This window comes from Paenibacillus sp. MER 99-2, from assembly GCF_023714095.1.
GTDB lineage: Bacteria > Bacillota > Bacilli > Paenibacillales > Paenibacillaceae > Paenibacillus.
Map to the genome: position 1 here is coordinate 561,027 of NZ_JAMAUZ010000002.1, position 25,357 is coordinate 586,383.

Consider the following 25,357-nt stretch of genomic DNA (forward strand, 5'->3'; position numbering starts at 1 on the left):
TTTGAGTATTATGGATATTCCGTATCGCACAGTGGGGAAAGTGAAGTGTCAGAAGAAGATGAGAAAGGCGAGAACCATTACAACTTACTTGGATGGTTTGTATCATGACTTGGTTAAAGAGGGATCATGCTTAGACATTACAATTGAATGTAGGATGGAGATACGCAAGGAGTTAACATTGATCAGGAAGCAGAAACGTTTAATAGATCAGGAAATGAGAAGACAAGATATGTATAGTTGATTGAAGGATAGTGCAACGTTGCTCTGTCCTTTTTCGTTATGGTATCTAGTAATACTTTTACCCTGTTCAAAAAAGCATTTCAAAGATATTCTGTAAATAAAGCGAGTTAACTAACGGGAAATTGTGGAGGTTAATTATGGAATATGATTTTTTGCCAGAGAAACATTGGGATAATCATGATTATCTGTTATACCTTTATGATGTTATTGCTGACATGATTAGAAAATCAGATCAAAATAAATTGACTAGTTTTAAATTACAATTTGACAATGAAGAAACAGCACATTCTTTTGAGAATGAGGAAGATATGTTTAAATGGATGGATGAGAATGGATTTCATGAAACCTCGGTTAAAGTATTCGAAAGTCATGTTTTTTTTAGTCTATTAACTGATTTTTGTTATTATTTATATGAGTCACTAAGTTGTGCTAAAAGAGGAAAGGTTACTGTTGCGTATACTTTGCTTAGGAAACCAATACGTGACAATTTACTTTACTTAGAGTGGCTTTTAGATGATTGCGAAGAGTTCTACAACGCTTTCTTGTATGGCCCCATTGAGCAATGCGATGTGGCAAATTACAAGATATTTGATAAGAAAAGGATTCAAAAAATAGTAGATTCTGCTTCAAAGAAAACGTATATGGGTGAACAACTCAATAATAATAATTTTTTGTACACTCTTAGATTCAATAATAAAGATGTAAGAGGATTACAGCGAATTTGGAATCAGTCAATGCACCTTATTACTACCTCTCCAAATTATTTAACTAACCAAGGTAATCTTAATTTCATTTTCACAGACGATAAAATATGGAGTGATTATTGGAATTATTACTACTTAGTAATGCCGCAGTTAATAACTTATTCACTCGAAATCTGTGAGGCAATTTTCACAAAAATTTCTAAAGTGAATGATTTTGATTTATCCTTCAATCGTAGTGTGCGATACGCAAAATATAATAAGACTCTGCCTAGCTTAGAAAGTATTGCGGAGTTAGAGATTTACCCACATGAAATCCTTAATGTACTCAAAGAAAGTGGTGGGGTAGCGGCCTTAACCTGTGAACAATGCAATCAAAGTATTCAAATTGATGACGAAACAATGAAAAAGATTGTAGCAGGTTGGTTCATCAAGTGTAATAGTTGTGGTGAAGATCATAGTATTTGTAGATATATAGTGGATATCGATGTATTAGCTATTTGAACTGAGTAATTAAGCATCCTTCGGGGTGCTTTCTCATGTATACAATATGAATACCTCTGCTTGAAAATGCAAGGATAGAATAAGTAGTAGTCAAACTGACTACCACTTAACACAGTTATATTCAGAAAACATAGGTAGATAGACACTTCTTGTTGTATAATTGTGGTAGAAAAGTGAGTGTGTTAATAGGGATATATCAATTTAGTTTGCGAAGTTATCTGAGTGAAATAATACTTTCATTAAATGTTCCTTACATATGAATAGGGGTTGATCAAAGTGGAATTAGTTAATTCTTGGGAAGACATTAAAAGTAACATGCAGACATTTGATGATTACAGATGGTCAAAGGATTATATTGAATATTATAGAAAAAGGATAAAGAAGGGTATATGCTTTATAGTTTGCATGGATGACAATGGAAACAGAAATTTCTACCCTAGTAGATTTATTGGATATGTTGACAATTCAGCAGAAAAGCATACGGATCATGACGATAAACATGGGCGTTATACCAATGAGATCATTAACACCATCTTAGGTAAAACGCCTGAGCAAAACGAACAGATACTCAAGTATTTTGAAGAGTTTTGCGGAAAAATAGATATTGAATTTAAAGAGCATGGTGCAGTAAAATCTCCTAGAAAGTTTTGGGTATATAACTAAACGAATTCGAATCAGTAAAAGTAGTCTTTCACTAAAAGGAGTGAGATAAAGTGTTTTCAGAAAACGATATTAAACCGCCAGAATATGACATATATGAATTTAAAAATGGATACCTTATACCTGTTCTGAGCATTAAATATTTTCGTGTGATCAGAGAACATGATTATTACATTTTTATTGAAAAGAACGAACAAGAATATATTTTCGATGTAGATGATTATGAGTTATATAAAAGGGACTTAGTAACAAACAACTTCACTAGATGTAAAGTTATTGATAGCTCTATAGGTAAGTTCTTTTTACATTTAAGAAATGGTCGAACCAAATATGTTACTAGTGATGAGTATGTAGCACATCTAAACAGGAAAATTAAAAGATTCTTTAAAGGAAAGGGGTTTATAAGAGATATTTTGAAATAATTCTTTGTTTATATAAGAGTAGTTTTATCTCAACAGAAAGATGAGGAGCATTCATGAATGTACTAGAAACTATATTAACTGCTGTAGCTTCGTCCGCTGCTGTCTCCGCATTAATAACTGCATTATTTAGCAAATCGAACAATGATAAGAATCAGTCTCTCAAATATGTAACCGAAGAGCGCGGAAAATGGAGACAGTTTATAAAAGAAAGTTCTTCAGTGATATACTCTGGAAACTACAAAAATGAAAAAGAAAAAGTCCAACTAATATCCCAATTCATTTTAAGTTTAAACCCTTTAAATGTTAAGGGTAATAAACTTGACCTCAAAATTATTGAATTGTTGAAACAAATTCAAGATGGGGACAACTCAAGAAAGACACTTGATAATTTTAGAGATTGCATCTCTATACTTTTGAAGCATGATTGGGAAAGATCTAAGTCAGAAGCAGGTAAGAGCCGGCGAAAAATAGATGAAGAAAACCTAAAAAAGGTTTTGGGGACTTTCTACTCACTCCCTGAAGAAAGGGACGAGTCAGTTAATAAATGATAATTTAGGTGAAGCGAATCTTTTATAATAAGTTAAACAACAAACTTAACCAATTCTCATTTTACGGAGGACGAGCGATATGGATATAGTGAAAGTAGATAATCCTACTTGGTCTGGAGACATAAAAAGTATTTTGGAAGATGTAGAAGACGGTATCTTTAATAAAATTGATGCTATAGAAAATGATCGACTGGGTCTCGATTGGTGGCAACTTAAAAGTAATGATGAGGTTATTGATGTTTTGTGGATAGACTGCGGAGTAGACGAAATACTATATGACGATCAAGGAGAAGTTGCGGAAATTTCGTTCTGCTTTAGAAAAGAATATCGCAAAGAGGAATGTTAACTGCACTAATGGAGCAAATAGAAGGATTGGTCAAGAGCACCTACGAAGATGCCACACTAATCTTAGCAGTAGTAAAAAAGACAAACCCTCTTCTTGAAAGTGTAGTCAGAACATTAGAAAAACATGGTTACATATCTATCCATAACAGCAACAACGTATTACTTGAGAAAGAGATTGAAAACTCGGATTAAAAAAGCGCCAATAAGATTTAAAAAGATAAGTGAGTTTGATTAATTTTACTATAGGAGGATTAGTTATGTTTGAAGATTTGCTAACAGATAACGTATCACTAATAAAAAGGGACGGACGTATTTTCAACGATATTCCTGCAAGTGTTCAAACTAAAAAAATATTCATTGAAGCTTCAAAAATACCTGCTGAAGAAGGTGATACAGTTAGTAGAGAGTTGCCTAACGGGTTAATTGAGAGGTATATAATTTTAAATACTGGGTATTTCGGTGGTCATTCAGATATACCTGCTCACTACCAGATGGAAGTGAAAAAGGAAACTGCTATTGATCCAGAGAGGCAGTCATCGATGCAGTTTAATATAGGCACCGTGTATGGGTCTACTATTGGAACACAGGGAGACGCACATGTTGAGAATGTTTTCAATTTCGAAAAAGTTGACCAGCTTATTGAAGATCGTGGTGGAGATGATAAAGAAGCGTTGAGAGATATGATTGAAGAAATCAAAGAGTTTTTTGAAGATTCTGAAAAAGTGAAAAAAGGTTCCCTCTCTAAATTTTCTGAGTTAATGGAAAAGCATAGCTGGATCACAGGGGCTGTTTCTCAATTGGGATTAGGTTTTCTCACGGGAAGTTTATTCAAATAAAAGATGAAAATTAAATGGCTATTTTACATCGTGACTTATAAGGATTAGACGTTGGATCATAATAAGAAATGAAGTTAGCGAAAATCGAATATGACATCGTTTAAAGGGGTTCTCTGTATGGTGTTTATATTTTTAGTTGGCCTCTTTGTAATATTTATTAGTTCGATGAACACATATGGTGCAAAGTGGGCGCATATTACGTTCCCAATATATTTAACAGTGGGCTTGTTATATTTTTCTGTTTTGTGTATTGTCAACGAAAAATACTTTATAGGTAGTATCTGTGTGATTGCTATAATATCTTACTTGATGTACTTGGTGCTCGACTTCAAAATTGGTGAAAGGTCACATAGAGACTATCCCTCCGAGTGGGTATCATATCTTGGGTTGTGTCCAGTATTGGTAGCTGTTATTGCATTGTTGTTCCTACCTAATAATATTGTAGTTCTAAAAGATGAAGAAAGCCCCGTCCAAAGTGACAATGTCTATTATAGTAACTGCTCTGAGGCTAGAAAAGCTGGAGTAACACCTATATATGAAGGTCAGTCGGGTTATAGAAAAGGGTTAGACAGGGACAATGATGGGATAGCTTGTGAGTGATTTAGTGAAAGATGTGTTTCAGATGGAGGGATTTGAAATCATGATTAGAATGGATTTGGCTGAAAATGGAGCTGACTCCTTAAAGGCAGCCTATTTAATTATGGAGAAATTACCTATTCTTGAAGATGGACTTGCTCATAACTTAAAGGATGCGGTTATGTCACTAAATCATGGAATTGAAATACTCTTCAAGTTGCTTCTGAAAAATTATGAAGAATATTTGATTTTTACTGATCTTGACAAATACATGACTGCTAAAAAGAATATGTTAGAGAAGGGCAAGGACAATGTTTTGGATGTTAATCCACTTCTCAGAACGATTGCTTTGAGTGAAGCTATTAGAAGAGCGAAATATCTATGTGGGTATGAAATATCAAGTGATTTTGAGGTCGGTATTAATTATATCAACAAAATAAGAAATCAATTTATGCACTATGAAATCAATCTCTCGGATGAAGAGATGCGAGAATTGCTCGTTAAAATGAGGATAGTTTATGACTTGAGCTATGACTTCTTTATTACTTATATCGATGATCTCTCTTTAATATTGGAGGAAGCTAGGTATGAAATTACTGTCGATGATTATTCTGATGAAATTGCTGAGATGCATCGTAGTTTAATTGAGGAAGATCTTGCTGAGCAGGCATATGATAGATACCTAGAAGAAAAGTACGGGGTATAGACTTGTTGAAATGCCAGTTTAATTAAAATTTTATTAGGAGGTATTCATTTGAAAGACCAATTCCTAAGACTAATTTCATGTTTTACTGAGGAAGATAACCTAAGAGGACACATTGAGAAGCAAGGGAAAGATTTTATAAATATTACTAATAGATTTAACGCGGTATTAAATCTTAAAAACGATGTCGCTTTCGTGAGTGAGTATAAAGGTAAGATTATCGCTCCTGTACCACTTGCTTCAGGAGGCGGTGAAATAAAAATCGTGGTATTTGGTTTAAATCCTCATTTAGATACAAAAGAATCAAACAAAACAATTATTGAAAAGGAATGCGCCGGAGATACGTGGGAGGAATATTCATCTTACTATAACTCTGATGGAGTCTTTAAACATGTGGCATTACCAATTGGAAAGTACTACAGAGAAATAACACCCCTTGTTACTTCATTAATTCAAAAAGAGTACATAAGCTGGCTAGACTTCAAATTACCCAGCAAAGAAGAAACGAGCAAAAAAGTCATTAAGGCACTTGAAAACTTTTGTGCAGCAGAATTCATCCCTTTTCATTCACATAAATTTAAGTCCTCTACTTCAAAGATAGAAAAGTTGTTTGTTACAATTCCTCAATTCAGAGAGTACTTAATATCACTTTTAGAAACCATCCATGACTCCCTTACTGATGATGGCTGGATTGTTTGCAATGGGAGTGATTCTTGTAATACTTTTCTTGATATGATAGAAAAGAATGAAAAGTTGGGAACTCTAAAACTTATAAAGGATTTAAAGAAAGAAAGAGGTTATTCATTTTATTACTGGGGCAATCGTCAAGTAATCTTACTCCATCACTTTTATGCGGCTGCAGGAAAAGGTCTTAAGCTCAGTAGTAATGTTGAGAAAAAGTATATGATTGAAGATGCTATCGCAACCTTTAATCAATATTTATATAAAATATAGATTTGAAAAAGGCACTCAGGTTATTAATTCCTGGATGCCTTTGTTTTGGCTCTTATATTATTGGGGTAAACTTTGATGGGAATTCTCCCTTGAGATATGTACTATAAACTTCCTTTTACGAAGAAATTTTTCAAAGCTTCATTACCTCTTTTATGATCCTCTGGATCACCAGACACTTTGATAGTAATCTTGAATCCTCGGCTATTCTTCTCAGTAGACAAGTGCTTTGATCCGTCAGAATATTCAATATAATCATATAAATCACCATCGAAAATAACTTGCTCTCCGGGATAGGAAACTATAGTTACTGGCTTTTCCATATATTAATCTCCTGAGTATTGTTTGTTATTTTAATATATTCAATATAGGTAGAAATTATGCTAATTTTCTATAATAATTTTGTATTGTAAGAGTACTTTTGGTTTGGATTCAAAATTTACTATGGTCTAGTCTTCCATTATGGTAATTATCGACATTGGTCACAATCAATATAATTATGAGATATTGCTTAAATAAGTCATCATTATAGATAATCCTGTTACGTTGCGATTGAAATTATAAAAAAATGCTAAAATCGCTTGTCCTGTCTAGCTTTTTTTGAAAACCAATCGTTGATTTATAAATTTTTCCAATATAGAAAAATCGTTGATAATACTAGCATTTTAAGGCGTTTCGGAGTATCTACGATTACACTTATGATCTAAGAAAAATCTAATAGCTAAAGAAGTGAAAATGTTGATATGAAAGGATATTTGGGCAGTTGTGGTATCGTTTAAGATTACAAACACGATCAATATGATTGTTAAATATGTTCGAGACCGTATTGGTACGTTTTACTGATTGAATAGATATGGTTAAAAGTATACTTTGCGGTCTCACATACGTTCCGTCATTGCGCTAGTACCCTTAAATAAAAAATTAATTGTTGAAACTTGTGTCTCATATGTATTGCCGCGATATAGATTTGATACTGATGTGCGACTCGAACTAGTGTCTGTTACATTTCAAGGAGTAGTTCCTGTGCTAGGATAATAAGTCTAGCTTGAACTAGAACTTGAAGACCCACCCCCGCACCAATATTCACTCACATAAGTCCCATCTTTACGCTAGTATCCTTTTACATACGTTCTTGCATCCACATGATCTGAGAAATAGAGTAATGCTGGTGAAAGAAGGACTAGACTAAAAGCACTGATAAAAATGTCTTGAAATTTTCAACCTGCTACACCACCTGTTTTTATTTTGAATGAAAATATTCTAACAAAAAGGACTCACGTCGAATATCACTATAATTCTGACCAAAGTCTGATTTTATAGACGCTATAGTTTTTAAGATCGATGTTATAATAAAGAGGATTACAACATTAATTGCTCTTTCTCTACATAAATCCCTTTTGATTAAAGCATAACAAGGATTTATTCATATACACTTAATTTGTTCAACATAAATTACACCTCAATTGATAGTTGTGTCTAATAATTGGTACAGTTCATAATTATTTGATTGTGCTCATAAAGTACTATTTATGAGTATTTTTCAATCAGCAGATGTCCATGCACGGTATTGAACATTGAATTAGATAAGTTAACTTAATTTATTAAGTATAAGTATAAGAAAAAGAGTAAGTTGTTAACAGATAAGTAAATTGAGTTTGATAGAGTTGTTTTTAGTTTAAGGTTAAAAAATCAGTCTAATAAAAAATTAAAGGACTCAATGGACTTCGTCTCCAAATGATGGCTTGTTTTGTTCAATCGCTGCAACAAAATCCTCTTTTTTTGGACGATTCACGTAGAATGGATTTTTTTTCTTTGGTCCAATAAAGTAAATTTTTTCATTGTTTAGGATTGTAGTTTCTTCAATGATAATAAAGCCTTGATCAAATTTATTGTGAGAAAATGTCAAAGATTTAAGCAGTAATTTATTGTTGAATGTAATTTTATGAATCAGCAATGGAACATATTGATATTTCTCGAGATAAATCCAATGATACGTTATATCGTTTTTCTCAGCTAATCTAATATTTATCGGCATTAATATAAGGTAAACTATAAAGAGGAGGAATAGATCGAAATAGCTAGCTATAATATCTTCTTTATTTAATACTAATGCAGTCATGTTTATAAGAAAATATCCTATTATAGTTACTATTATAGATAAAATTATGACTTTAATTAGTTGACGATAAAGAGCTCTTCTCGGAGTGAACAAAATTCTTTCATGTTTGTTTGCCAATAACAAAAGTATACCTGAAATAATGACCAGGGGAGAAAAAGTAGGAATTAAAAATTGTAACCAGTTTTCTTTTAAAACTTCAATCATACGATCACCGCTTTCTTAATTATCAATGTTTTATATCGGCAGATATTAAGATTGTATTAAATAAACGAACATAATTAATTGATATCTGATGGGGAGGATGAATGATGATCTAAATGTAAGACTGGATTAAGATAGTGTTTTAGATATGACTAGCTATGATTGTTAAGAATGTTCTACGGTTAAGATTAAAAGGACTCAAACGGAATATGGTAGGTGATTATACCAGGGAGTTTTTTAATTTTTTTATATAAGATAAATACAGAATCTCTTCTAAATGCTACAACTTAACTAACTACAAGGTCAGATTCAAATAAATAACAATTAACAAGTGGTCGAAATTGAGGTTTTAGTATTACGACTCGAAGTAAATGTTAAGTATAATACAGAGTTTAAGAGTAACAGGATTTAAATAAATATCAATGGATAGACTTGAACAGAATCTTATTTCAAATAAATAATCGAACTGACCATTGAATGGTTTATTAACCCACATTTCTCGACACACGGCAGGTGTCCACACGACTCTTCAGGGCGAGGCATACAATTATCTTGACCTGCGGAAGAGGAGGTGGATCGGAAGATTATGGTGACGATGGAGCCGATTGTGGTTGGAGAACATGTGTTGGTGGGAGTAGAGGTTAAGCTGCCCAAAACAACGCTGCTTACGATTAATACATCCAAGGGGTATATCATGTGTGGAGCACTCGATGTGGGATTACTTAATGAGGTGCTGGGAGATCGCAAAATTATTGCAGCTCGGGCAGTAGGTGTGCGTACACTGGAACAATTGCTGCATGCTCCGATGGAATCGGTGACAACGGAAGCCCAAGCTATGGGAATTAAAGTTGGCATGACAGGTGTAGATGCATTATTGAAAATGATCTAAGCATCGAAATGAACGATCGCATCCAATCCAATCTAATATGATTACCATCCCAATTTCAGTATTACTTCAACCCAACATCAATCCAATATCAAACTAACTTCAATGTTTACACCAAAAAAAGGCTCCCTTCAGGGAGCCACATTTCTTTTTTGAACGAATCGTTTATTTCATTAACTTAATTCAAAAATAAAAATTAAGCTTCATCTTTTGCAAACAATGCAGCCAGATTCTCTTTGAAAGGCGCACGCACGACACCTTTTTCCGTAATGATGGCTGTGACGTATTCGTTCGGAGTGACATCGAAGGCTGGGTTAAATACTTTAACACCCTGCGGTGCGGTACGTTTGCCAAAACCTTCTGTAACTTCCTCTGCTGCACGCTCTTCAATTGGAATAAGATCGCCAGATGGTGTAGACAGGTCAATGGTGGATAGTGGGCTAGCTACATAAAAAGGAATGTTATGTGCTTTGGCAAGCACTGCAACGCTGTACGTTCCGATTTTGTTTGCTACATCACCATTCGCAGCCACACGATCTGTGCCGACGATAACGGCTTGAATCCATCCCTTCGACATGACCATTCCGGCCATGTTATCACAGAGCAGTGTAACGTCAATGCCAGCCTGTTGCAATTCAAATGCAGTCAGGCGTGCACCTTGAAGTACAGGACGAGTTTCGTCCGCAAATACTTTAAGGTTGATACCGCGTTCTTGAGCAAGATACATTGGCGCAGTTGCTGTGCCGTATTTGGCTGTCGCGAGTCCACCGGCATTACAGTGCGTCAGCACACCCATACCATCTTCGAACAGTGGGAGTGCATTTTCGCCGATCATACGGCATACTTCTTCGTCTTCTTTTTGAATGAGAAGAGCTTCAGCTTCAAGAGCTGCATTACCATCCTCAATCGATGTGCCAGCTTCTGCAAGCTCATTGGCCTTTTGCATCATACGATCCAACGCCCAGAACAGATTCACTGCCGTTGGACGAGATGTTGCCAAGTGAGCACAGATGGATTTTACATGATCCAGCCAGCCTGGTGTTGCTAATCCATCATAAGCTTTAGCGCCTAGAACGACGCCAAATGCAGCAGCAATTCCGATCGCAGGAGCTCCACGTACTTTCATGGAATGAATCGCTTCCCATACTTCCTCAGGTGTGTACAATTTGAGCATCAGAATGGTCTCGGGTAGAAGACGCTGGTCAAGCATTTCAAGCTTGTCCTGTTTCCATATAAGGGAGGACAAAGGCTGGTGTTCAGAAGTTGTCATGGGTGTGCCTCCGTTTTTACTAAATTTATGATTTAAGTGCAGAGACAGCTGTAGACACGGTGTCTAACAGTTCTCCGATGGTGTTCAAGCGACGATTGCTCTTAATTAGAGCTTTACCGATGGCGAGTGCTTTGCGCTGTGCACGTTCACGTTCTATTGCATCTTCAATGGTATCGATATCCGCTACGTGTGCAAGACCCACAATACGGCGTACCATTTTCGCACCAGCGAAGCCAGCCGTATCCCGGAAAACCTTTTGTACATAGTGATCTTGATATCCCGGAGCTTTTGCCATAGGGTCGATTAGATCATTCACCCACAGTGCACGGAAACGGCTCTCAAATTCAGTCCACACGTCCCGAACCATGTCTAGCAACAGAGCTTCACGCTCTTGAAGTGCTTGGCTATCTTTGATCGATCCTGGAAGGGAAGCATAATTAAGCAACAGGTTCGCAATCACTGCACCAATATCGAAGCCCATCGGCCCGTAATAGGCAAACTCAGGATCAATGACTTTAGTGGATTCCGGTGTTACAAAAATACTGCCTGTGTGCAGGTCGCCATGAAGGAGCGCTTCACCATGAGTTAGAAATTTCTCGCGCAATAAAGCGACTTCTAAGTGCAGTTCTCCATCCGTACGAAGCGCCTCAGCCTCGTCCTCAATAGAAGGTTCATAATTATTTTTCTCAGCGATCCGATAGGGCTCATCGAATATCAAATCCTCGGTTATTTTACACTGATCTGGATTGATAAATCGACCTTGTTTTTCTTTCTTCAGTTGTTGGTTCATGCCGAGGTCTGAAGTAAAGAAGAGCGTTCTTGCCATAAATTCACCGATGTGTTGTGCGAAAAGCGGATAGCTTGTACCCTCTATAAGACCTTTGCGCATAATCACATGATCACTCAAATCCTCCATTACCGTTAATGCAAGATCGTCATCGTAATGATACACCTCAGGCACCATTCCCGGGCAGAGACGATACTCTTCCTGAAGAATTTCACGCTCAATGCGAGCCCGTACAAGAGACAATGGCCATGATTCTCCTACGACTTTCGCATAAGGAAGCGCCTGTTTGATAATGATACTTTTATCGGAGTTCTGATCTGTGATATGGAAAACCAAATTCAGATTGCCGTCACCGATCTCACGACATTCTAGATTCGAATCTGCCGTAAACGGATCAGGTAATGTTCGCGCCAATTCGATTGCTTCCTGGGGTGTTAAAGGGTGATATTGGGACAAGAATGCCACCTCCATATATATGAAGAAACAGGAAAACCCACTTCTTTGCTTGGTATATGTCAGTATATCGGAATTAGCTCGGCTTTTGTACCCTTTTTTTGATACCGGCGATGTCAATCTTGTTTCACACTTCAGGGACGAGGGTAAAAACAAATAGGCCGGACGGTTGAAGTAAAACGCCCGACAAGGCTTCCCGCAAGCAGCGGTGCCGATTAGCTAAATCTCTGTTATACAGGGGCAGAATGACTCTGCTTTCTCGTATAACGGACTAACTTTAAATAAAGGATGGGATTCAAATGGCTACAACTAACAAAACAAATCAAACAAAAACAGTTGAACAATTACTTAATCGTCAAGTGGCAAACTTGAACGTCCTTTACGTCAAAATTCATAACTATCACTGGTATGTAAAAGGCCCTAATTTCTTCACATTGCACGTTAAATTTGAAGAGTTCTATAATGAAGTGACTGTACAAATGGATGAAATTGCTGAGCGTATTCTTACACTCAAAGGCAGCCCAGCAGCTACAATGAAAGAATATCTGGAGCTCTCTTCTATTCAAGAAGCAGCGGGCGGGGAAGATGCGAAACAGATGGTGCAGAACCTGATCGAGGATTTTGCAACGCTGTCTAACGAATATCAAGAAGGTATTGAAGCGGCAGATGCTGCTGAAGACCAACCTACATCAGATATGCTGACAGGATTCAAAGCAGATCTGGAGAAACATATGTGGATGCTTCGCTCCTTCTTGGGCTAAAACATCGTTTATTAACCATTACTGTAGTACCTGAGTATGTACTAGTACACGAATCGTCGCCTTTCCTACGTTATGGAGAGTTGTCAGGTAGGCGCATTAACGTCTATACTGCTGACAAGACCGATTCGGGGAGGGGAGCATATGATAGGTAACAATATACCGGCATTAAAAGAGTGGGCTTCCACGATCAAGGCTTTAGAAGACGGTCGCCAAATTATGGTGATGCGTAAAGGCGGGATCGTGGAGGAAACTAGACATTTTGAGCTGAAAAGTCCAGCGTTTGTTCTGTATCCGACTTATGAACATCAGCGTAAAGAACTGATCAAGTCCTCTGATCATCCATATGTTGAGGAATCATTGGCCGAATGGGTGCCCGAAGCCTCGACAATCCGCATCACCTCTTATGCCGAAGTGGTGCAAGATGTGGAGATTAGAGATCAGGAGACGCTGGATAAACTTCTAGATTTACATATGTGGACTGCGGATTTTGCCGAAGACCGCCTCAAGTGGAAACGAAAAGATCCGCTCCATGTATTATTGCTGCGTGTGTACCGTTTGAATGAACCGATGGAAATTCCAATTTTGTCAGAATACAATGGTTGTCGTTCATGGATTTCCATTCCGAATGGTTCTTTGCCGAGCGAAATGACGCCGGTGATGGACGTTGCGGATTTTGACGAACAGGTACGGAAGGTTAATGAATTGCTCAAAAATGAAGAATAAAGACAAGAAGGGCTTGTCCATCATATGGATAAGTCCTTTTTTTTGTAGGAGGACATGCTATGACAAAAGATGAGTTACAGTGATTTTTGTCACTGTTTATATACTGTCAAGATGTATTCTCATTTGATTCAAACCTACTTTTATTATAGAATCAGGTAGAATAATGTTTTCTCCAGAGGACAAGAGTTCTCGGAAATGACTTGATAATCAATGAGAATCAGTTTAGAATTATTCTAAAGTGTTCTTGGCTTTACAGATTACAGTACCCTAAGAAATTCAGAGGAAGCTCTGTTCAGATATTAATAGGCGCTTTTTCGTTTTCGACAGCAAACATCAATTTAATCAATGGAGGGAAACAATACACATGGCTACGAATTTCGTCATTGAAGGTCTGAAAGCGACGATCGAAGGTAAGGAAATCCTGAAAGGAATCAACTTGGAAATGAAAGGTGGAGAAATCCACGCAATCATGGGTCCAAACGGAACAGGTAAATCTACACTGGCTTCCGCGTTGATGGGACATCCTAAATATGAGGTAACTGACGGTGTAGTAACACTTGACGGTGAAGACGTACTGGATATGGCTGTAGATGAGCGCGCACGTGCTGGCTTGTTCTTGGCAATGCAATACCCAAGTGAAATTGCTGGTGTTACGAACTCCGACTTCTTGCGTAGTGCAATCAACGCACGTCGTGGCGAAGGAAACGAAATCTCCTTGATTAAGTTCATTCGTCAAATGGAAGGTAAAATGAAAGAGCTCGATATGAATCCTGAGTTCGCTCATCGTTATCTGAATGAAGGTTTCTCCGGTGGTGAGAAAAAACGTAACGAAATTCTGCAAATGATGCTGCTTGATCCAAAAATCGTAGTACTTGATGAAATCGACTCCGGTCTGGACATCGACGCTCTGAAAATTGTTGCAGACGGTGTAAATGCAATGAAGAGCGAAGATCGTGGATTCTTGATCATCACTCACTATCAACGTCTCTTGAACTACATCACACCTGACTACGTTCACGTTATGATGCAAGGTCGCATCGTTAAATCCGGCGGACCTGAGCTGGCTCAACGTCTGGAAGCTGAAGGTTATGACTGGGTAAAAGCAGAACTGGGAATTACAGATGAAACTGTAGGTCAAGAAGCGTAATAGACAAAACGGAGGAGGATCATTTCATGACAACACAAACAATTCTTCCGGTTGAGTCTGAAGCGCTTCGTACCCTGTCGGAGAGCAACAATGAACCCGGCTGGTTGACTGAGCAACGGCTTGAGGCTTTGAAGCTTGCAGGTGAGCTTGCGCTTCCTAAACTGGAAAAGCAAAAAATCGAACGCTGGAATATCAGCGAGTACGGCACATATAAAACGAACGGAGCAATTACTTCTTTGGAAGAAGTACCTGCTTCAATTAAAGAGTTGGTTCAAGACCAAGCTGAAGGTAGTCTGGTGATCCAACGTAACTCTGCTACAATCTACTCCAACCTGTCTGCTGATTTGGCAGCAAAAGGCGTAATCTTCACAGATCTGGCATCAGCTGTTCGTGAACATGGAGATCTGGTAAAACAGTATCTGGGCACAGCAGTAAAAGCGGATGAGCATTCTATTGCGGCACTACATGCAGCACTTTGGAATGGTGGAGTTTTCCTCTATGTTCCAAAAAATGTTGAGATTGAAATCCCATTGCAAGCCGTATTGCTTACAGATGATGCATCTGCAACATTTGCACCTCACGTGCTCGTTGTTGCTGAAGCAAACAGCTCTGTTACTTATGTAGACAACTATGTATCCGGTGAACTGTCCGCACCTGTTTTCCATAATGGAGTTGTGGAAGTATTCGTTAAATCCGGTGCAAAAGTACGCTTCGCAACAGTACATCAGTTGAATGTGAACGTAACGGACGTTTCCTTCCGCCGTGCAGTGGTAGAGAACGACGGCTCGATCGAATGGATCGTTGGTGAAATGAACAATGGTGACACAGCAAGCAACACGATGACTGTGCTCAAAGGGAATGGATCCAGCTCCGATTCCAAAGTAATTGCTGTCGGTTCAGGTTCACAGAAGATCAACTACACGACAGAAGCTCGCCACTTTGGTAAAAACACGCCAAGCCAAATGATTACGCGTGCAGTTATGCGTGAAGAAGCTTCTGCGATTATCAACGGCATTACGAAGATCGAGAAAGGTGCTACAAGAGCGGATGGACAGCAAACAGAGAAAGTACTGATGCTGAGCCCTAAAGCACGTGGAGATGCCAACCCGATCCTTCTGATCGATGAAGATGATGTAACAGCAGGTCACGCAGCTTCCGTAGGTCAAGTGAACGCGGAGCAGATCCATTACTTGATGTCGCGCGGGATTAACCGTACGGATGCGGAACGCCTGATCATTTATGGCTTCCTTGCACCGGTGGTGGCGGATATTCCTTTGGAAGCACTGCGTACCCAATTGCAGTCCCTGATTGAGAAGAAGCTGGGACAATGAACCCATCCATTCGCGAGCAGTTCCCGATCCTCCACCAGGAAATTAACGGACATCCGCTCGTTTATCTAGATAGTGCTGCAACTTCACAGAAGCCTCGTGCTGTGATTGAAGCAGTTAAGCATTATTATGAATATGAGAACTCGAATGTGCACCGCGGTGTTCATACCCTTGGTAGCCGTGCCACAGACGCTTATGAAGGCGCGCGTGAAAAGGTTGCTAAGTTTATCAATGCACGTCGCACGCAAGAGATCATATTCACACGTGGGACTACGACAGCCCTGAACCTAGTGGCTTCATCGTATGCCCGCGCGAATTGCAAAGAAGGCGACGAAATTGTTATTACGCAGATGGAGCACCATAGCAACCTGATTCCTTGGCAGCAAGTGGCTAAGGAGACAGGTGCAACATTGAAATACATTCCACTTCAGCCTGATGGTCATATTGAATTGGCTGATGTGGAGAAGACGATTACGAACAATACCAAAATTGTAGCAATCGCGTACGTATCCAATGTGATGGGGTTAGTCCATCCCGTGAAACAAATTGCTGAAATTGCACACCGCAATGGTGCGGTCATCGTGGTTGATGGCGCACAGAGCACACCGCACATGAAGGTGGACGTGCAGGATCTAGATTGTGATTTCTATGCGTTATCCGGCCATAAAATGTGCGGTCCAACCGGAATCGGTGCACTTTACGGCAAAAAGGCGCTGCTGGAGTCCATGGAACCGGTTGAGTTCGGCGGTGAAATGATTGATGATGTAGGTTTGTATGAATCAAACTGGAAAGAGCTACCTTGGAAATTCGAAGGTGGAACGCCAATTATCGCTGGTGCGGTAGGCTTGGGCGCTGCTATCGATTTCCTAGAAGAGATTGGCATGGATGAGATTGCGCATCATGAAGGCGTGCTGGCAGCTTATGCTACGGAACGTTTGTCCGAAATTGATGGACTTACGATCTATGGACCAGCTAAACGGCATGTCGGTGTCGTAACCTTTAACTTGGGAGATGTTCACCCCCATGATGTGGCAACGGTGTTAGATGCGAGTGGCGTAGCTATTCGTGCTGGACACCATTGCTGTCAACCGCTAATGCGCTGGCTTGAAGTGAGCTCAACAGCTCGTGCCAGTTTTTATCTATACAATAACGAACAAGATGTGGATCGGCTTGTCAGCGCCTTAATCCAGACAAAGGAGTATTTTGGCGATGCAACTTGATGATCTGTACCGGCGTGTCATAATGGACCACTACAAAAACCCGCGTAACCGCGGAACGTTTGATAATGACGCTGTCACGGTGAATTTGAATAATCCAACGTGTGGCGACCGGATTTCACTGCAACTTATGCTGAAAGACGGAATCGTTCAGGAAGCCAAGTATACGGGCGAAGGCTGTTCCATCAGCATGTCTTCGGCATCGATGATGTCTGAGGCAGTTAAAGGTAAAACGATGGAGCAGGCACTCGATATGGCTAACCGTTTTTCCTCACTGATGAAAGGGGAAGAAGTCGATTTCGACGATTATGAAGATCTCGAAGCCCTATCCGGTGTGAACAAGTTCCCTGCACGCATCAAATGTGCCACTCTGGCCTGGAATGCATTACGCAAAGGAATCGACGAAGAGGACAATGTACAATAACGATAGGGAGGTAGAGTAAGATGGCTAAAAAAGCACCAGAAATGGAAGAGTATAAATATGGTTTTCGCGATGAGCACGAATCCATCTTCAAAACCGGTAAAGGTCTGACTGCAGAGATCGTTACTGAAATTTCTCGGATTAAGAATGAACCAGAATGGATGTTGGAATTCCGTTTGAAATCCTTGAAACAATTCGAGAAAATGGCTATGCCTAAATGGGGTGGAGACCTCGACGGATTGGACTTCAACGATATTCAATACTATGTTCGTCCTTCTGATAAGCAAGGGAAAACATGGGAAGAGGTTCCTTCTGAGATCAAAGAAACCTTTGATAAATTGGGTATCCCTGAAGCAGAGCAGAAGTTCCTTGCAGGTGTATCGGCTCAGTATGAGTCCGAGGTGGTATACCACAACATGCAAAAGGAATTGGAAGATCAAGGTGTTATCTTCATGGATACCGATACAGCTCTGAGAGAGCACCCGGAAATCCTGCGCGAATATTTCGCTACCGTTATTCCACCAGCAGACAACAAGTTTGCTGCGTTGAACAGTGCCGTATGGTCCGGAGGAAGCTTCATCTACGTGCCAAAAGGCGTGAAATGTGAAGTGCCTCTGCAAGCCTATTTCCGGATTAACTCCGAAAATATGGGACAATTCGAGCGTACATTGATCATTGCGGACGAAGACAGCTTCGTTCACTATGTTGAAGGTTGTACAGCTCCGATCTACAGCACAAACTCACTTCATAGTGCGGTTGTTGAGATCATCTGTAAGAAAAATGCCCGTGTTCGTTACACAACGATTCAAAACTGGGCACCAAACATCTACAACCTCGTTACCAAACGTGCGGTTGCAGAAGAGAATGCAACGATGGAATGGGTCGATGGTAACATCGGTTCCAAACTGACAATGAAATATCCTGCTGTTGTTCTGAAAGGCCGTGGAGCGAAAGGTTCCGTTCTGTCCATCGCTGTAGCTGGTAAAAATCAGCATCAGGATGCAGGTGCAAAGATGATCCACTTGGCTCCAGATACAACATCAACGATCGTTTCTAAGTCCATCAGTAAACATGGTGGTAAAGTAACGTATCGTGGTCTGGCTTCCTTTGGTCGCCAAGCTGAAGGCGCGAAATCCAATATCAAGTGTGATACGCTCATTCTCGATAATGAGTCCACATCCGATACAATTCCTTACAATGAAATCATGAATGACAACATCATGCTGGAGCATGAAGCGACGGTATCCAAAGTATCCGAGGACCAACTCTTCTACCTGATGAGTCGTGGTCTGACCGAAGCAGAAGCAACACAGATGATCATCATGGGCTTCATCGAGCCGTTCACGAAGGAATTGCCAATGGAATACGCGGTAGAAATGAACAGATTGATCAAATTCGAAATGGAAGGCAGTATCGGTTAATCTTTGTCTGACAAGGGTTAATGGGTAAGATGGGACGCTTGCGTCCTACATCCGTCCTGAATAAATTTGATGTAATGCAGATTAAGATCGAGGATTCTCCTCGGTCTTTTTTTGTTGTCTAAAAGTGTGTTTTATTTTGTGTGAAACGGTCGTAGATGCATGCTAAATGTTGATTTTTTGGTATAAAATAGGATCATTCGCACAAGCCATCTCATAGATTCAAGCATCTATTGATAGAAAAGGATGTGACATGATGAGCTTAAATCCATTTGAGGGATATCGTATTACCAGCTCATTTGGTTATCGTATTCATCCCATCCATGGCGGGCAGACATTTCATCGGGGTATTGATCTGGTCACAGAGCCCTGGAATGGCCCTGTCTATGCTTTTTTGGAGGGAGTCGTACGATTTGCTGGTGAAGGGGTTACAGGCTCAGGATTCGGGGGCTACGGGCTTACAGTAGCGATTGAGGATCATCGAGGTTACTTGCATTGTTATGCTCATCTGTCTAGAATTGCGGTGAAGGTTGGGCAACATGTTCAGCAAAAGCAACTCATCGGCAATCAGGGCAGTACGGGTCAGAGCACAGGACCACATGTGCATTATGAAATACGTAAAGTAAGCAGCCCTTCATATGGATTCACAGCGAGTGAGAATGGTGTTGTCGAGCCAGAAACATATCTGAAGTCCGAATATCGCTCTATGGTGGAGGAAGAGGAGGCACAGCCAATGACAAGTGAGGAGAAACAGAGGTTTGACTCTATGCAGAGAACATTGGAAGCTCAGGCGTCCTGGATCAAGCAGCAGCAAAATCGTGCCAACATGCCTTGTCCCCCCTGGGCAGTAGATGCATACAATTATTACCGTTCATTCATCATGACGGATACAGGGAGTTATGATTTTTGGAGGCTGCTTGTCATCATGTACCGTAAGGAGAAAAATATTAACGTAAACCCGAATGCAACCACTTAAGAACTAAGGAACGACCTTGCGAGCGATCACTCCAACTATGATATACCCATGTGATAATTTAGAACATAGTCTCCAAGCAACTCATCACGTAACTGAATTTAGGCGGATAACTATTTATGGAATATTGCCAATTCGCCCGGTTCAAAAAAACGCGGTTGTCATATGTTAGGGTATACCTGATGAAGAGGAGGCAATCACATGAGCGAAGTAGGATATGGTTGTGGTGGCAACAATGTAGGTGGCGTGGGTGGTTACAACCCATTCACATCGACAGGCGCAATCTTAGTATTGTTCATTCTGTTGGTTATCATCACTAAAGCATTCTGTGTATAATAACTAACTGTTCTTCAAAATACAAAAGGGAGGCCGGTTTAACGGCTTCCCTTTCATATGTTATAAAGACGAATTATGATTACATACTGAGACCCTGAAATGTCTTCAAAAAATCTCGATGTGTCTGTTTTGGTGCCTAATACATGCTACTGAACATAAATCTCAACAATCGCAACATCTCTTTCCTTCGCTAAATCGATAAAGGCAGAGGATGTCTGTACGAGTGGACGGAAGTAATCCGCTGGATTATTCATGACAATTAAGCCGGTCTGACCCGTAGTGAGAAGAACTCGTTTACCAATAAAATTAGGAAGCATATGTTTAATGAGTTCCTGAGTTACTTCTCCGTTTAATTGACCAAAGCTAAGGCTGTATAGCTCGCATAAGACAGAGATCAGCTCTTGTTTGGTCTGATATACCCGATTGGTTGTCATGGCGCTGTACACGTCAGCTACAGCCGTAATACGGGAGTAAGGATGAATCTCATCTCGTTTTAGTCCGTAAGGATAACCGCTTCCATCCTCACGTTCATGATGCTGTAATGCTACGGTTGCAAGAAGTTCATCTTGAGTGGACTCCATAATAATCTCATATCCATATAAAGTATGCTTTTTCATTTCTTCGAATTCTTCCGGAGTTAATTTCCCCGGCTTATGTAACATTTCAGGAGGAATCTTCGATTTGCCGATGTCGTGCAAATAACCAGCTTTGGCCACAGTCAAACACTCTTCTGGATTATACCCCATCCAACCCGCGATATAGAAGGCAAGCATGCCAACTTGTAACGAGTGGGTGTACGTATATTCGTTATCACCATCCATCATGAGAAGAAGGGAAACGACATCTTTTTGTTTTTCAAGCTGAGATGTTAAGTTAATTAAAATATGATCGACCTGAGTCTCATCAATAAATCCCTTCTCCAAGGCTTGCTTGAACAACGTTTCAGTACCTTTGATCGTATCTTCAAACAGGTTAGTTAAAAGACGGGTTTGATCGGAACGTAAGGTTTGTTCATTAGAGTGTGAATCGGATGGTGTATGCTCTACATCTGCGTAATCGATTCCGTGTTGAAGCAATTTGGCAATATCATCTTCGCTAAGCGTGGAACCTTTCACCAGCATGTGGAGACCTGAACTGTTGTATACGTCATTTATTAACAGGTCGCCAGGTTTAAGATCAGTAACATGCACTCTCACGTATAAACCACCTTTTCCTCGACTAATATCGACACATATGATTATAATAACAAGAAAAAAATGGGTTGACAACGACTTATTTACTAATTTAATTAGTAATTCAAGAGGTAGAATAACTAATTATTGTTGTTGTAGAGGGTTCCAAGGACCCAATTGATGACCCTTCCACTCGGAACCATCTTCCCATATTTCTTTTTTCCAAATCGGCACAGTTTGCTTTAATCTCTCGATAGCATAACGACTTGCGTCATAACAATCGCTGCGATGCGGAGAAGAGACCGCAATGACCACACTAATCTCAGCGACATCTACTTGTCCAATTCGGTGGCTTATTGCGCATAAGACTCCAGGCCAGCGCTCAGAAATTTCATCGCCGATCGCTGCCATCTGTGCTAGAGCCATGGGGACATAAGCTTCGTATTCCAAGTGCACTGTCCGTTGTTCGCCCGTCATTTCACGCGTAGTTCCGACAAAAGTAAGAGCAGCACCGTGATTAGCGGTGATGACGAGATTGGTCGTTGCTTCCACAGAGAGAGGGGATGTGGTGATGTGATATCGCCCATCTGGAGTAGTAGAGGAAACCCCGTGCTCGGAATTCCGATCCTCCGTACCGTCACCTCCAGATACAGGAGGTATCAAAGCAATCTCATCTTGAGCCGATATAATAGTATCGGCAGGAGCGTACTGTTGGTTTACAGCAAGAAAGGAAGTACGAATCTGAGAAGCGAGCTCTGGGTATGTTTCAGCTAATTGTTCCTTCAAATGAGCAGCCGTTGGTTCGGCTCCATCGTATTCATATTCAATCAAAGAAGTGCCGAGACGTTCAGCAATACCTGCAAATAGTTGAATGTTCAATTTCATGAGAATGTTCCACCTTTTTTTCAGAATCTAAACCCTTTCAATATATCATAACGAGACGGAAAATGTTATGCTTATCTATTAGAGGAATGAACGTTTTAAACGGAATTAGAAGGAGGCGGTGGGATGAGCACCACGAATACACAAGTGTTAACAATACTGCATACGAATGACATTCATAGTCATTTTGGTGCCATGAGTTCGATCGCCGCCATGATTGAAAAAGAGAGAGAACAAGCTGAGAACGTTTTGGTTCTTGATATAGGAGATCATATGGATCGTAAGGCTGTGGAAACGGAAGGTACACTTGGAGCAGCCAACGTCGACGTGATCAATCTTACTGGGTATGATGCGATTACAATCGGGAATAACGAAGGACTAACTATAACACCTGAACAGCTGGCAATAACCTATTCAGGGCTTCAATGTCCCGTAGTTTGCGGGAATGTTGTCGAACATGACACTGGGCTTGTACCGTCATGGATGCAAACGTCGCTCATCGTGACTAAGGGTGAATTTCGTATCGGTTTGTTAGGGGCGACGGCACCATTCACTACGTTTTATGATTTGTTAGGATGGGATCTGCTTGATCCGATAGAGACGTTAAGTCAGCAAGTCGCTGAATTATCTCCTAAGGTGGATGTCATCATCGTTTTATCCCATTTGGGTCTTTCGACAGATCGGAGATTGGCAGAGCAGGTTGAAGGCATTGACGTGATTTTGGGTGGGCATACACATCATGTACTTGAGGAGCCCCTGATGATTGGCAATACCACCATAGCAGCAAGCGGCAAGTTTGGGGAGTGGCTTGGTAAAGTGGTCTTAGAGCGTCAGAACTCTGCAAGCAAGCCTGTACTAGTAAGCAGTGGATGCGTTCCAGTGACAACAACACTTTTGGAAGAGCAGGTTACCCTGGCGATCGCTACGAATCGTGCCGAGGCAGAGAAATCATTAGAGCAGACAGCTGTAATGGTGGACAAGTCACTTTACGTTCATTATGAGCGTGAATCCCCTTTTGCCAGCTTGCTTGCACAAGCGGTTAGACAGGCTACAGGTACCCAAGTGTCTCTGGTTAATGCAGGACAGTTACTTGGAGATCTTCCACAGGGAGTGATTACCAAAGGAATGTTACATTCCCTATGTCCTTCTCCGATCAATGCTTGTACAATATGCTTAAAAGGAAGCCACATCCGTGAAGCACTTGAGCAATCATTGCTGCCAGAGTTTACGGATAAACCAATCATTGGTTTTGGATTTCGTGGGAAGGTTCTAGGAACGTTATCCGTGGATGGAATGGACATTGAATTTGATCCCCAGAGACCGGCATATGAGAAAATTCGTTCCATACGTATTGCAGGTAGCCCTATCCAGGAGGAGCAACAATATGTGGTAGGTACGCTAGGGATGTTTACTTTCAATGTGGGATATCCTTCACTCGCTCTGGGTACAGAGACGAATTATTATCTTCCAGAATTCTTGCGGGATCTAGTGGAAATAGAATTAAAACGACCAGGAGCGCTGGACGATTGTCTGCGACCTCGCTGGCGAGAAATATAACAAGTACTTGCCTTCTGCTATAGCGGCGGCTAGTTGCAATTACATCTACGGAGCGGGAGAGGATAGGCTGTGCGTTTAGTACATATAAACTTTTTGCAGCCTGGCATGAAGCTGGGGAAACGAATATATAGTGAAGAGGGCTTGGTACTGCTCAGTGAGGATGTTGAATTAACTCAGCGATTAATTTCTCGAATGAAAGATCTGGGGATTGGATATGTCTATGTTAAAGATGCAGCAACAGAGGATATCGTTGTACCGGAAATGTTGCAGGAGGAGACTAAACGTAGAGCACTGGTTGAGATTAAACAGCAGTTCCAGAACATGTCTGGCTTTCGAACGAAAAGCCGGATTCCGCATTTTGGCAAAACGCTGACTGGATTAATGAATACGATTCTGGAGGACATCGGTAGTCAGAAGGAAGCAATGATTATGCTGATGGACATGAATTCTGATTTTGACCTATATAATCATTCATTGAATGTTTGCGTATATACATTGGTTCTCGGGGTAGCATCGGGTTACAACAGACAACAATTAATGGAGATTGGCCTGGGTGCATTGTTACACGATATCGGAAAAACACAGATACCTTCAGAAGTACTGTACAAGCCTTCCAAATTAACTGATGAGGAATTCAAACTTATTCAGCAACATACTACATATGGACATCGTATCCTCAAAGACGAACCGGGCATACCACTTCTTGCTGCACACTGCGCTCTCCAGCATCATGAACGAATTGACGGTAGCGGTTATCCTTTCGGCTTAAAAGGTAATGGAATTCATGAATATGCCAAATGGATTGCACTTGCGGATTCATATGATGCGATGACAACGAATCGAGTGTATCAGCAAGCCTTATTACCACATCAAGCTGTGGAAGTACTCTATACCGGTTCTTGTACGCTTTATGAACAACGGATGCTTGAGAAATTTCGAGATTGTGTTGCAATCTATCCCATCGGAATGACGGTTACGTTAAGTACAGGTGAGGTCGGAGTGGTGTCCTCAATCCATCCACGTTTCCCGCAGCGCCCAGTTATTCGAGTGCTGAAAGATACGGAGGGTCAGGTTTTGCATGCACCATATGAGATTGATCTTTCTACTGCATTGTCAGTCATGATTACAGGTGTGGAGGGCGCGGATGAGATGCCTTCGATGCCAGTTAGTGGACAGTATTTGGATAGTTGACATCCAACTTAATAAGTACCAGGCGCTTC

27 protein-coding genes are annotated in these 25,357 nt (G+C 40.3%); 21 read left to right on the forward strand and 6 right to left on the reverse strand.

The window, feature by feature from the left end; genetic code table 11:
* The first annotated feature begins 377 nt into the window (after positions 1–377).
* The 9 genes from M3636_RS13535 to M3636_RS13575 all read left to right on the forward strand — a co-directional run bounded on the left by M3636_RS13535 (position 378) and on the right by M3636_RS13575 (position 6,489).
* On the forward strand, positions 378–1,445 hold the full coding sequence (locus M3636_RS13535; protein WP_251382870.1) for a hypothetical protein: 1,068 nt from the start codon (positions 378–380) through the stop codon (positions 1,443–1,445).
* A 276-nt stretch (positions 1,446–1,721) separates the two neighbouring features.
* A complete protein-coding gene (locus M3636_RS13540; RefSeq protein ID WP_251382871.1) occupies positions 1,722–2,108 on the forward strand; it encodes a hypothetical protein in 387 nt (128 codons plus the stop codon).
* 50 nt (positions 2,109–2,158) lie between these two features.
* The gene (locus tag M3636_RS13545) at positions 2,159–2,527 is read left to right on the forward strand and encodes a hypothetical protein (RefSeq protein ID WP_251382872.1); all 369 of its coding nucleotides are present in this window, start codon (positions 2,159–2,161) and stop codon (positions 2,525–2,527) included.
* A 53-nt stretch (positions 2,528–2,580) separates the two neighbouring features.
* Positions 2,581–3,075 (forward strand): hypothetical protein, encoded by a 495-nt coding sequence (locus tag M3636_RS13550; RefSeq protein ID WP_251382873.1) that lies wholly within the window; start codon positions 2,581–2,583, stop codon positions 3,073–3,075.
* A gap of 79 nt (positions 3,076–3,154) precedes the next feature.
* Complete coding sequence (locus tag M3636_RS13555; protein WP_251382874.1) at positions 3,155–3,421, forward strand: hypothetical protein; 267 nt, start codon at positions 3,155–3,157, stop codon at positions 3,419–3,421.
* 256 nt (positions 3,422–3,677) lie between these two features.
* Positions 3,678–4,256, forward strand: coding sequence for a hypothetical protein (locus M3636_RS13560; protein ID WP_251382875.1), 579 nt, complete (start codon positions 3,678–3,680; stop codon positions 4,254–4,256).
* A 117-nt stretch (positions 4,257–4,373) separates the two neighbouring features.
* Positions 4,374–4,856, forward strand: a complete 483-nt coding sequence (locus tag M3636_RS13565; protein ID WP_251382876.1) for an excalibur calcium-binding domain-containing protein — start codon at positions 4,374–4,376, stop codon at positions 4,854–4,856.
* A gap of 40 nt (positions 4,857–4,896) precedes the next feature.
* Positions 4,897–5,538, forward strand: a complete 642-nt coding sequence (locus tag M3636_RS13570; protein ID WP_251382877.1) for a hypothetical protein — start codon at positions 4,897–4,899, stop codon at positions 5,536–5,538.
* Between the two features lie 48 nt (positions 5,539–5,586).
* Positions 5,587–6,489 (forward strand): hypothetical protein, encoded by a 903-nt coding sequence (locus tag M3636_RS13575; RefSeq protein WP_251382878.1) that lies wholly within the window; start codon positions 5,587–5,589, stop codon positions 6,487–6,489.
* Positions 6,490–6,590: 101 nt separating this feature from the next.
* Here the strand turns inward: M3636_RS13575 and M3636_RS13580 are convergent, their stop codons facing one another.
* Together M3636_RS13580 and M3636_RS13585 are read right to left on the reverse strand one after the other, a co-directional pair.
* Complete coding sequence (locus M3636_RS13580; RefSeq protein ID WP_251382879.1) at positions 6,591–6,809, reverse strand: hypothetical protein; 219 nt, start codon at positions 6,807–6,809, stop codon at positions 6,591–6,593.
* A 1,391-nt stretch (positions 6,810–8,200) separates the two neighbouring features.
* On the reverse strand, positions 8,201–8,809 hold the full coding sequence (locus tag M3636_RS13585; RefSeq protein ID WP_251382880.1) for a hypothetical protein: 609 nt from the start codon (positions 8,807–8,809) through the stop codon (positions 8,201–8,203).
* A gap of 583 nt (positions 8,810–9,392) precedes the next feature.
* Here M3636_RS13585 and M3636_RS13590 point away from each other — a divergent pair.
* Positions 9,393–9,695: a YunC family protein gene (locus tag M3636_RS13590; protein WP_251382881.1), complete on the forward strand. Its 303-nt coding sequence runs from the start codon at positions 9,393–9,395 to the stop codon at positions 9,693–9,695.
* 193 nt (positions 9,696–9,888) lie between these two features.
* Here M3636_RS13590 and mtnA read toward each other — a convergent pair whose 3' ends face one another.
* Positions 9,889–10,962: an S-methyl-5-thioribose-1-phosphate isomerase gene (gene mtnA / locus M3636_RS13595; RefSeq protein WP_251382882.1), complete on the reverse strand. Its 1,074-nt coding sequence runs from the start codon at positions 10,960–10,962 to the stop codon at positions 9,889–9,891.
* A 25-nt stretch (positions 10,963–10,987) separates the two neighbouring features.
* Complete coding sequence (gene mtnK / locus M3636_RS13600; protein ID WP_251382883.1) at positions 10,988–12,205, reverse strand: S-methyl-5-thioribose kinase; 1,218 nt, start codon at positions 12,203–12,205, stop codon at positions 10,988–10,990.
* 296 nt (positions 12,206–12,501) lie between these two features.
* On the opposite strand from mtnK, the gene M3636_RS13605 reads away from it, so the two are divergent.
* The 9 genes from M3636_RS13605 (at position 12,502) to M3636_RS13645 (ending at position 20,526) form a co-directional block, all read left to right on the forward strand.
* Complete coding sequence (locus M3636_RS13605; protein WP_056698356.1) at positions 12,502–12,963, forward strand: Dps family protein; 462 nt, start codon at positions 12,502–12,504, stop codon at positions 12,961–12,963.
* 141 nt (positions 12,964–13,104) lie between these two features.
* Entirely contained in the window at positions 13,105–13,686 is a 582-nt protein-coding gene (locus M3636_RS13610) for a DUF1802 family protein (RefSeq protein ID WP_128101141.1), read from the forward strand.
* A 364-nt stretch (positions 13,687–14,050) separates the two neighbouring features.
* A complete protein-coding gene (sufC, locus tag M3636_RS13615) occupies positions 14,051–14,833 on the forward strand; it encodes a Fe-S cluster assembly ATPase SufC (protein ID WP_056698351.1) in 783 nt (260 codons plus the stop codon).
* 26 nt (positions 14,834–14,859) lie between these two features.
* On the forward strand, positions 14,860–16,164 hold the full coding sequence (gene sufD / locus M3636_RS13620) for a Fe-S cluster assembly protein SufD (RefSeq protein WP_251382884.1): 1,305 nt from the start codon (positions 14,860–14,862) through the stop codon (positions 16,162–16,164).
* Positions 16,161–17,381: a cysteine desulfurase gene (locus M3636_RS13625; RefSeq protein WP_251382885.1), complete on the forward strand. Its 1,221-nt coding sequence runs from the start codon at positions 16,161–16,163 to the stop codon at positions 17,379–17,381. Before sufD ends, M3636_RS13625 begins: the two co-directional genes overlap by 4 nt.
* Positions 17,371–17,802 carry a Fe-S cluster assembly sulfur transfer protein SufU gene (gene sufU, locus M3636_RS13630; protein WP_056698341.1) on the forward strand — a complete coding sequence of 144 codons (432 nt, stop codon included), beginning with the start codon at positions 17,371–17,373 and terminating at the stop codon, positions 17,800–17,802. Before M3636_RS13625 ends, sufU begins: the two co-directional genes overlap by 11 nt.
* 20 nt (positions 17,803–17,822) lie before the next feature.
* Positions 17,823–19,220, forward strand: a complete 1,398-nt coding sequence (gene sufB, locus M3636_RS13635) for a Fe-S cluster assembly protein SufB (RefSeq protein WP_128101144.1) — start codon at positions 17,823–17,825, stop codon at positions 19,218–19,220.
* Positions 19,221–19,470: 250 nt separating this feature from the next.
* Positions 19,471–20,193 carry a M23 family metallopeptidase gene (locus M3636_RS13640; RefSeq protein ID WP_251382886.1) on the forward strand — a complete coding sequence of 241 codons (723 nt, stop codon included), beginning with the start codon at positions 19,471–19,473 and terminating at the stop codon, positions 20,191–20,193.
* Between the two features lie 198 nt (positions 20,194–20,391).
* Entirely contained in the window at positions 20,392–20,526 is a 135-nt protein-coding gene (locus M3636_RS13645) for a YjcZ family sporulation protein (protein WP_217363773.1), read from the forward strand.
* Between the two features lie 146 nt (positions 20,527–20,672).
* On the opposite strand, the gene M3636_RS13650 is transcribed toward M3636_RS13645, so the two are convergent.
* The gene (locus tag M3636_RS13650; protein WP_128101146.1) at positions 20,673–21,722 is read right to left on the reverse strand and encodes an HD-GYP domain-containing protein; all 1,050 of its coding nucleotides are present in this window, start codon (positions 21,720–21,722) and stop codon (positions 20,673–20,675) included.
* Positions 21,723–21,842: 120 nt separating this feature from the next.
* Positions 21,843–22,583, reverse strand: coding sequence for a molybdenum cofactor biosynthesis protein (locus M3636_RS29545; RefSeq protein ID WP_145409624.1), 741 nt, complete (start codon positions 22,581–22,583; stop codon positions 21,843–21,845).
* Positions 22,584–22,706: 123 nt separating this feature from the next.
* On the opposite strand from M3636_RS29545, the gene M3636_RS13665 reads away from it, so the two are divergent.
* Both M3636_RS13665 and M3636_RS13670 read left to right on the forward strand, forming a co-directional pair.
* Positions 22,707–24,137 carry a bifunctional metallophosphatase/5'-nucleotidase gene (locus M3636_RS13665; protein ID WP_251382887.1) on the forward strand — a complete coding sequence of 477 codons (1,431 nt, stop codon included), beginning with the start codon at positions 22,707–22,709 and terminating at the stop codon, positions 24,135–24,137.
* Positions 24,138–24,206: 69 nt separating this feature from the next.
* Complete coding sequence (locus M3636_RS13670) at positions 24,207–25,328, forward strand: HD-GYP domain-containing protein (protein ID WP_251382888.1); 1,122 nt, start codon at positions 24,207–24,209, stop codon at positions 25,326–25,328.
* The last annotated feature ends 29 nt before the right edge of the window (positions 25,329–25,357 follow it).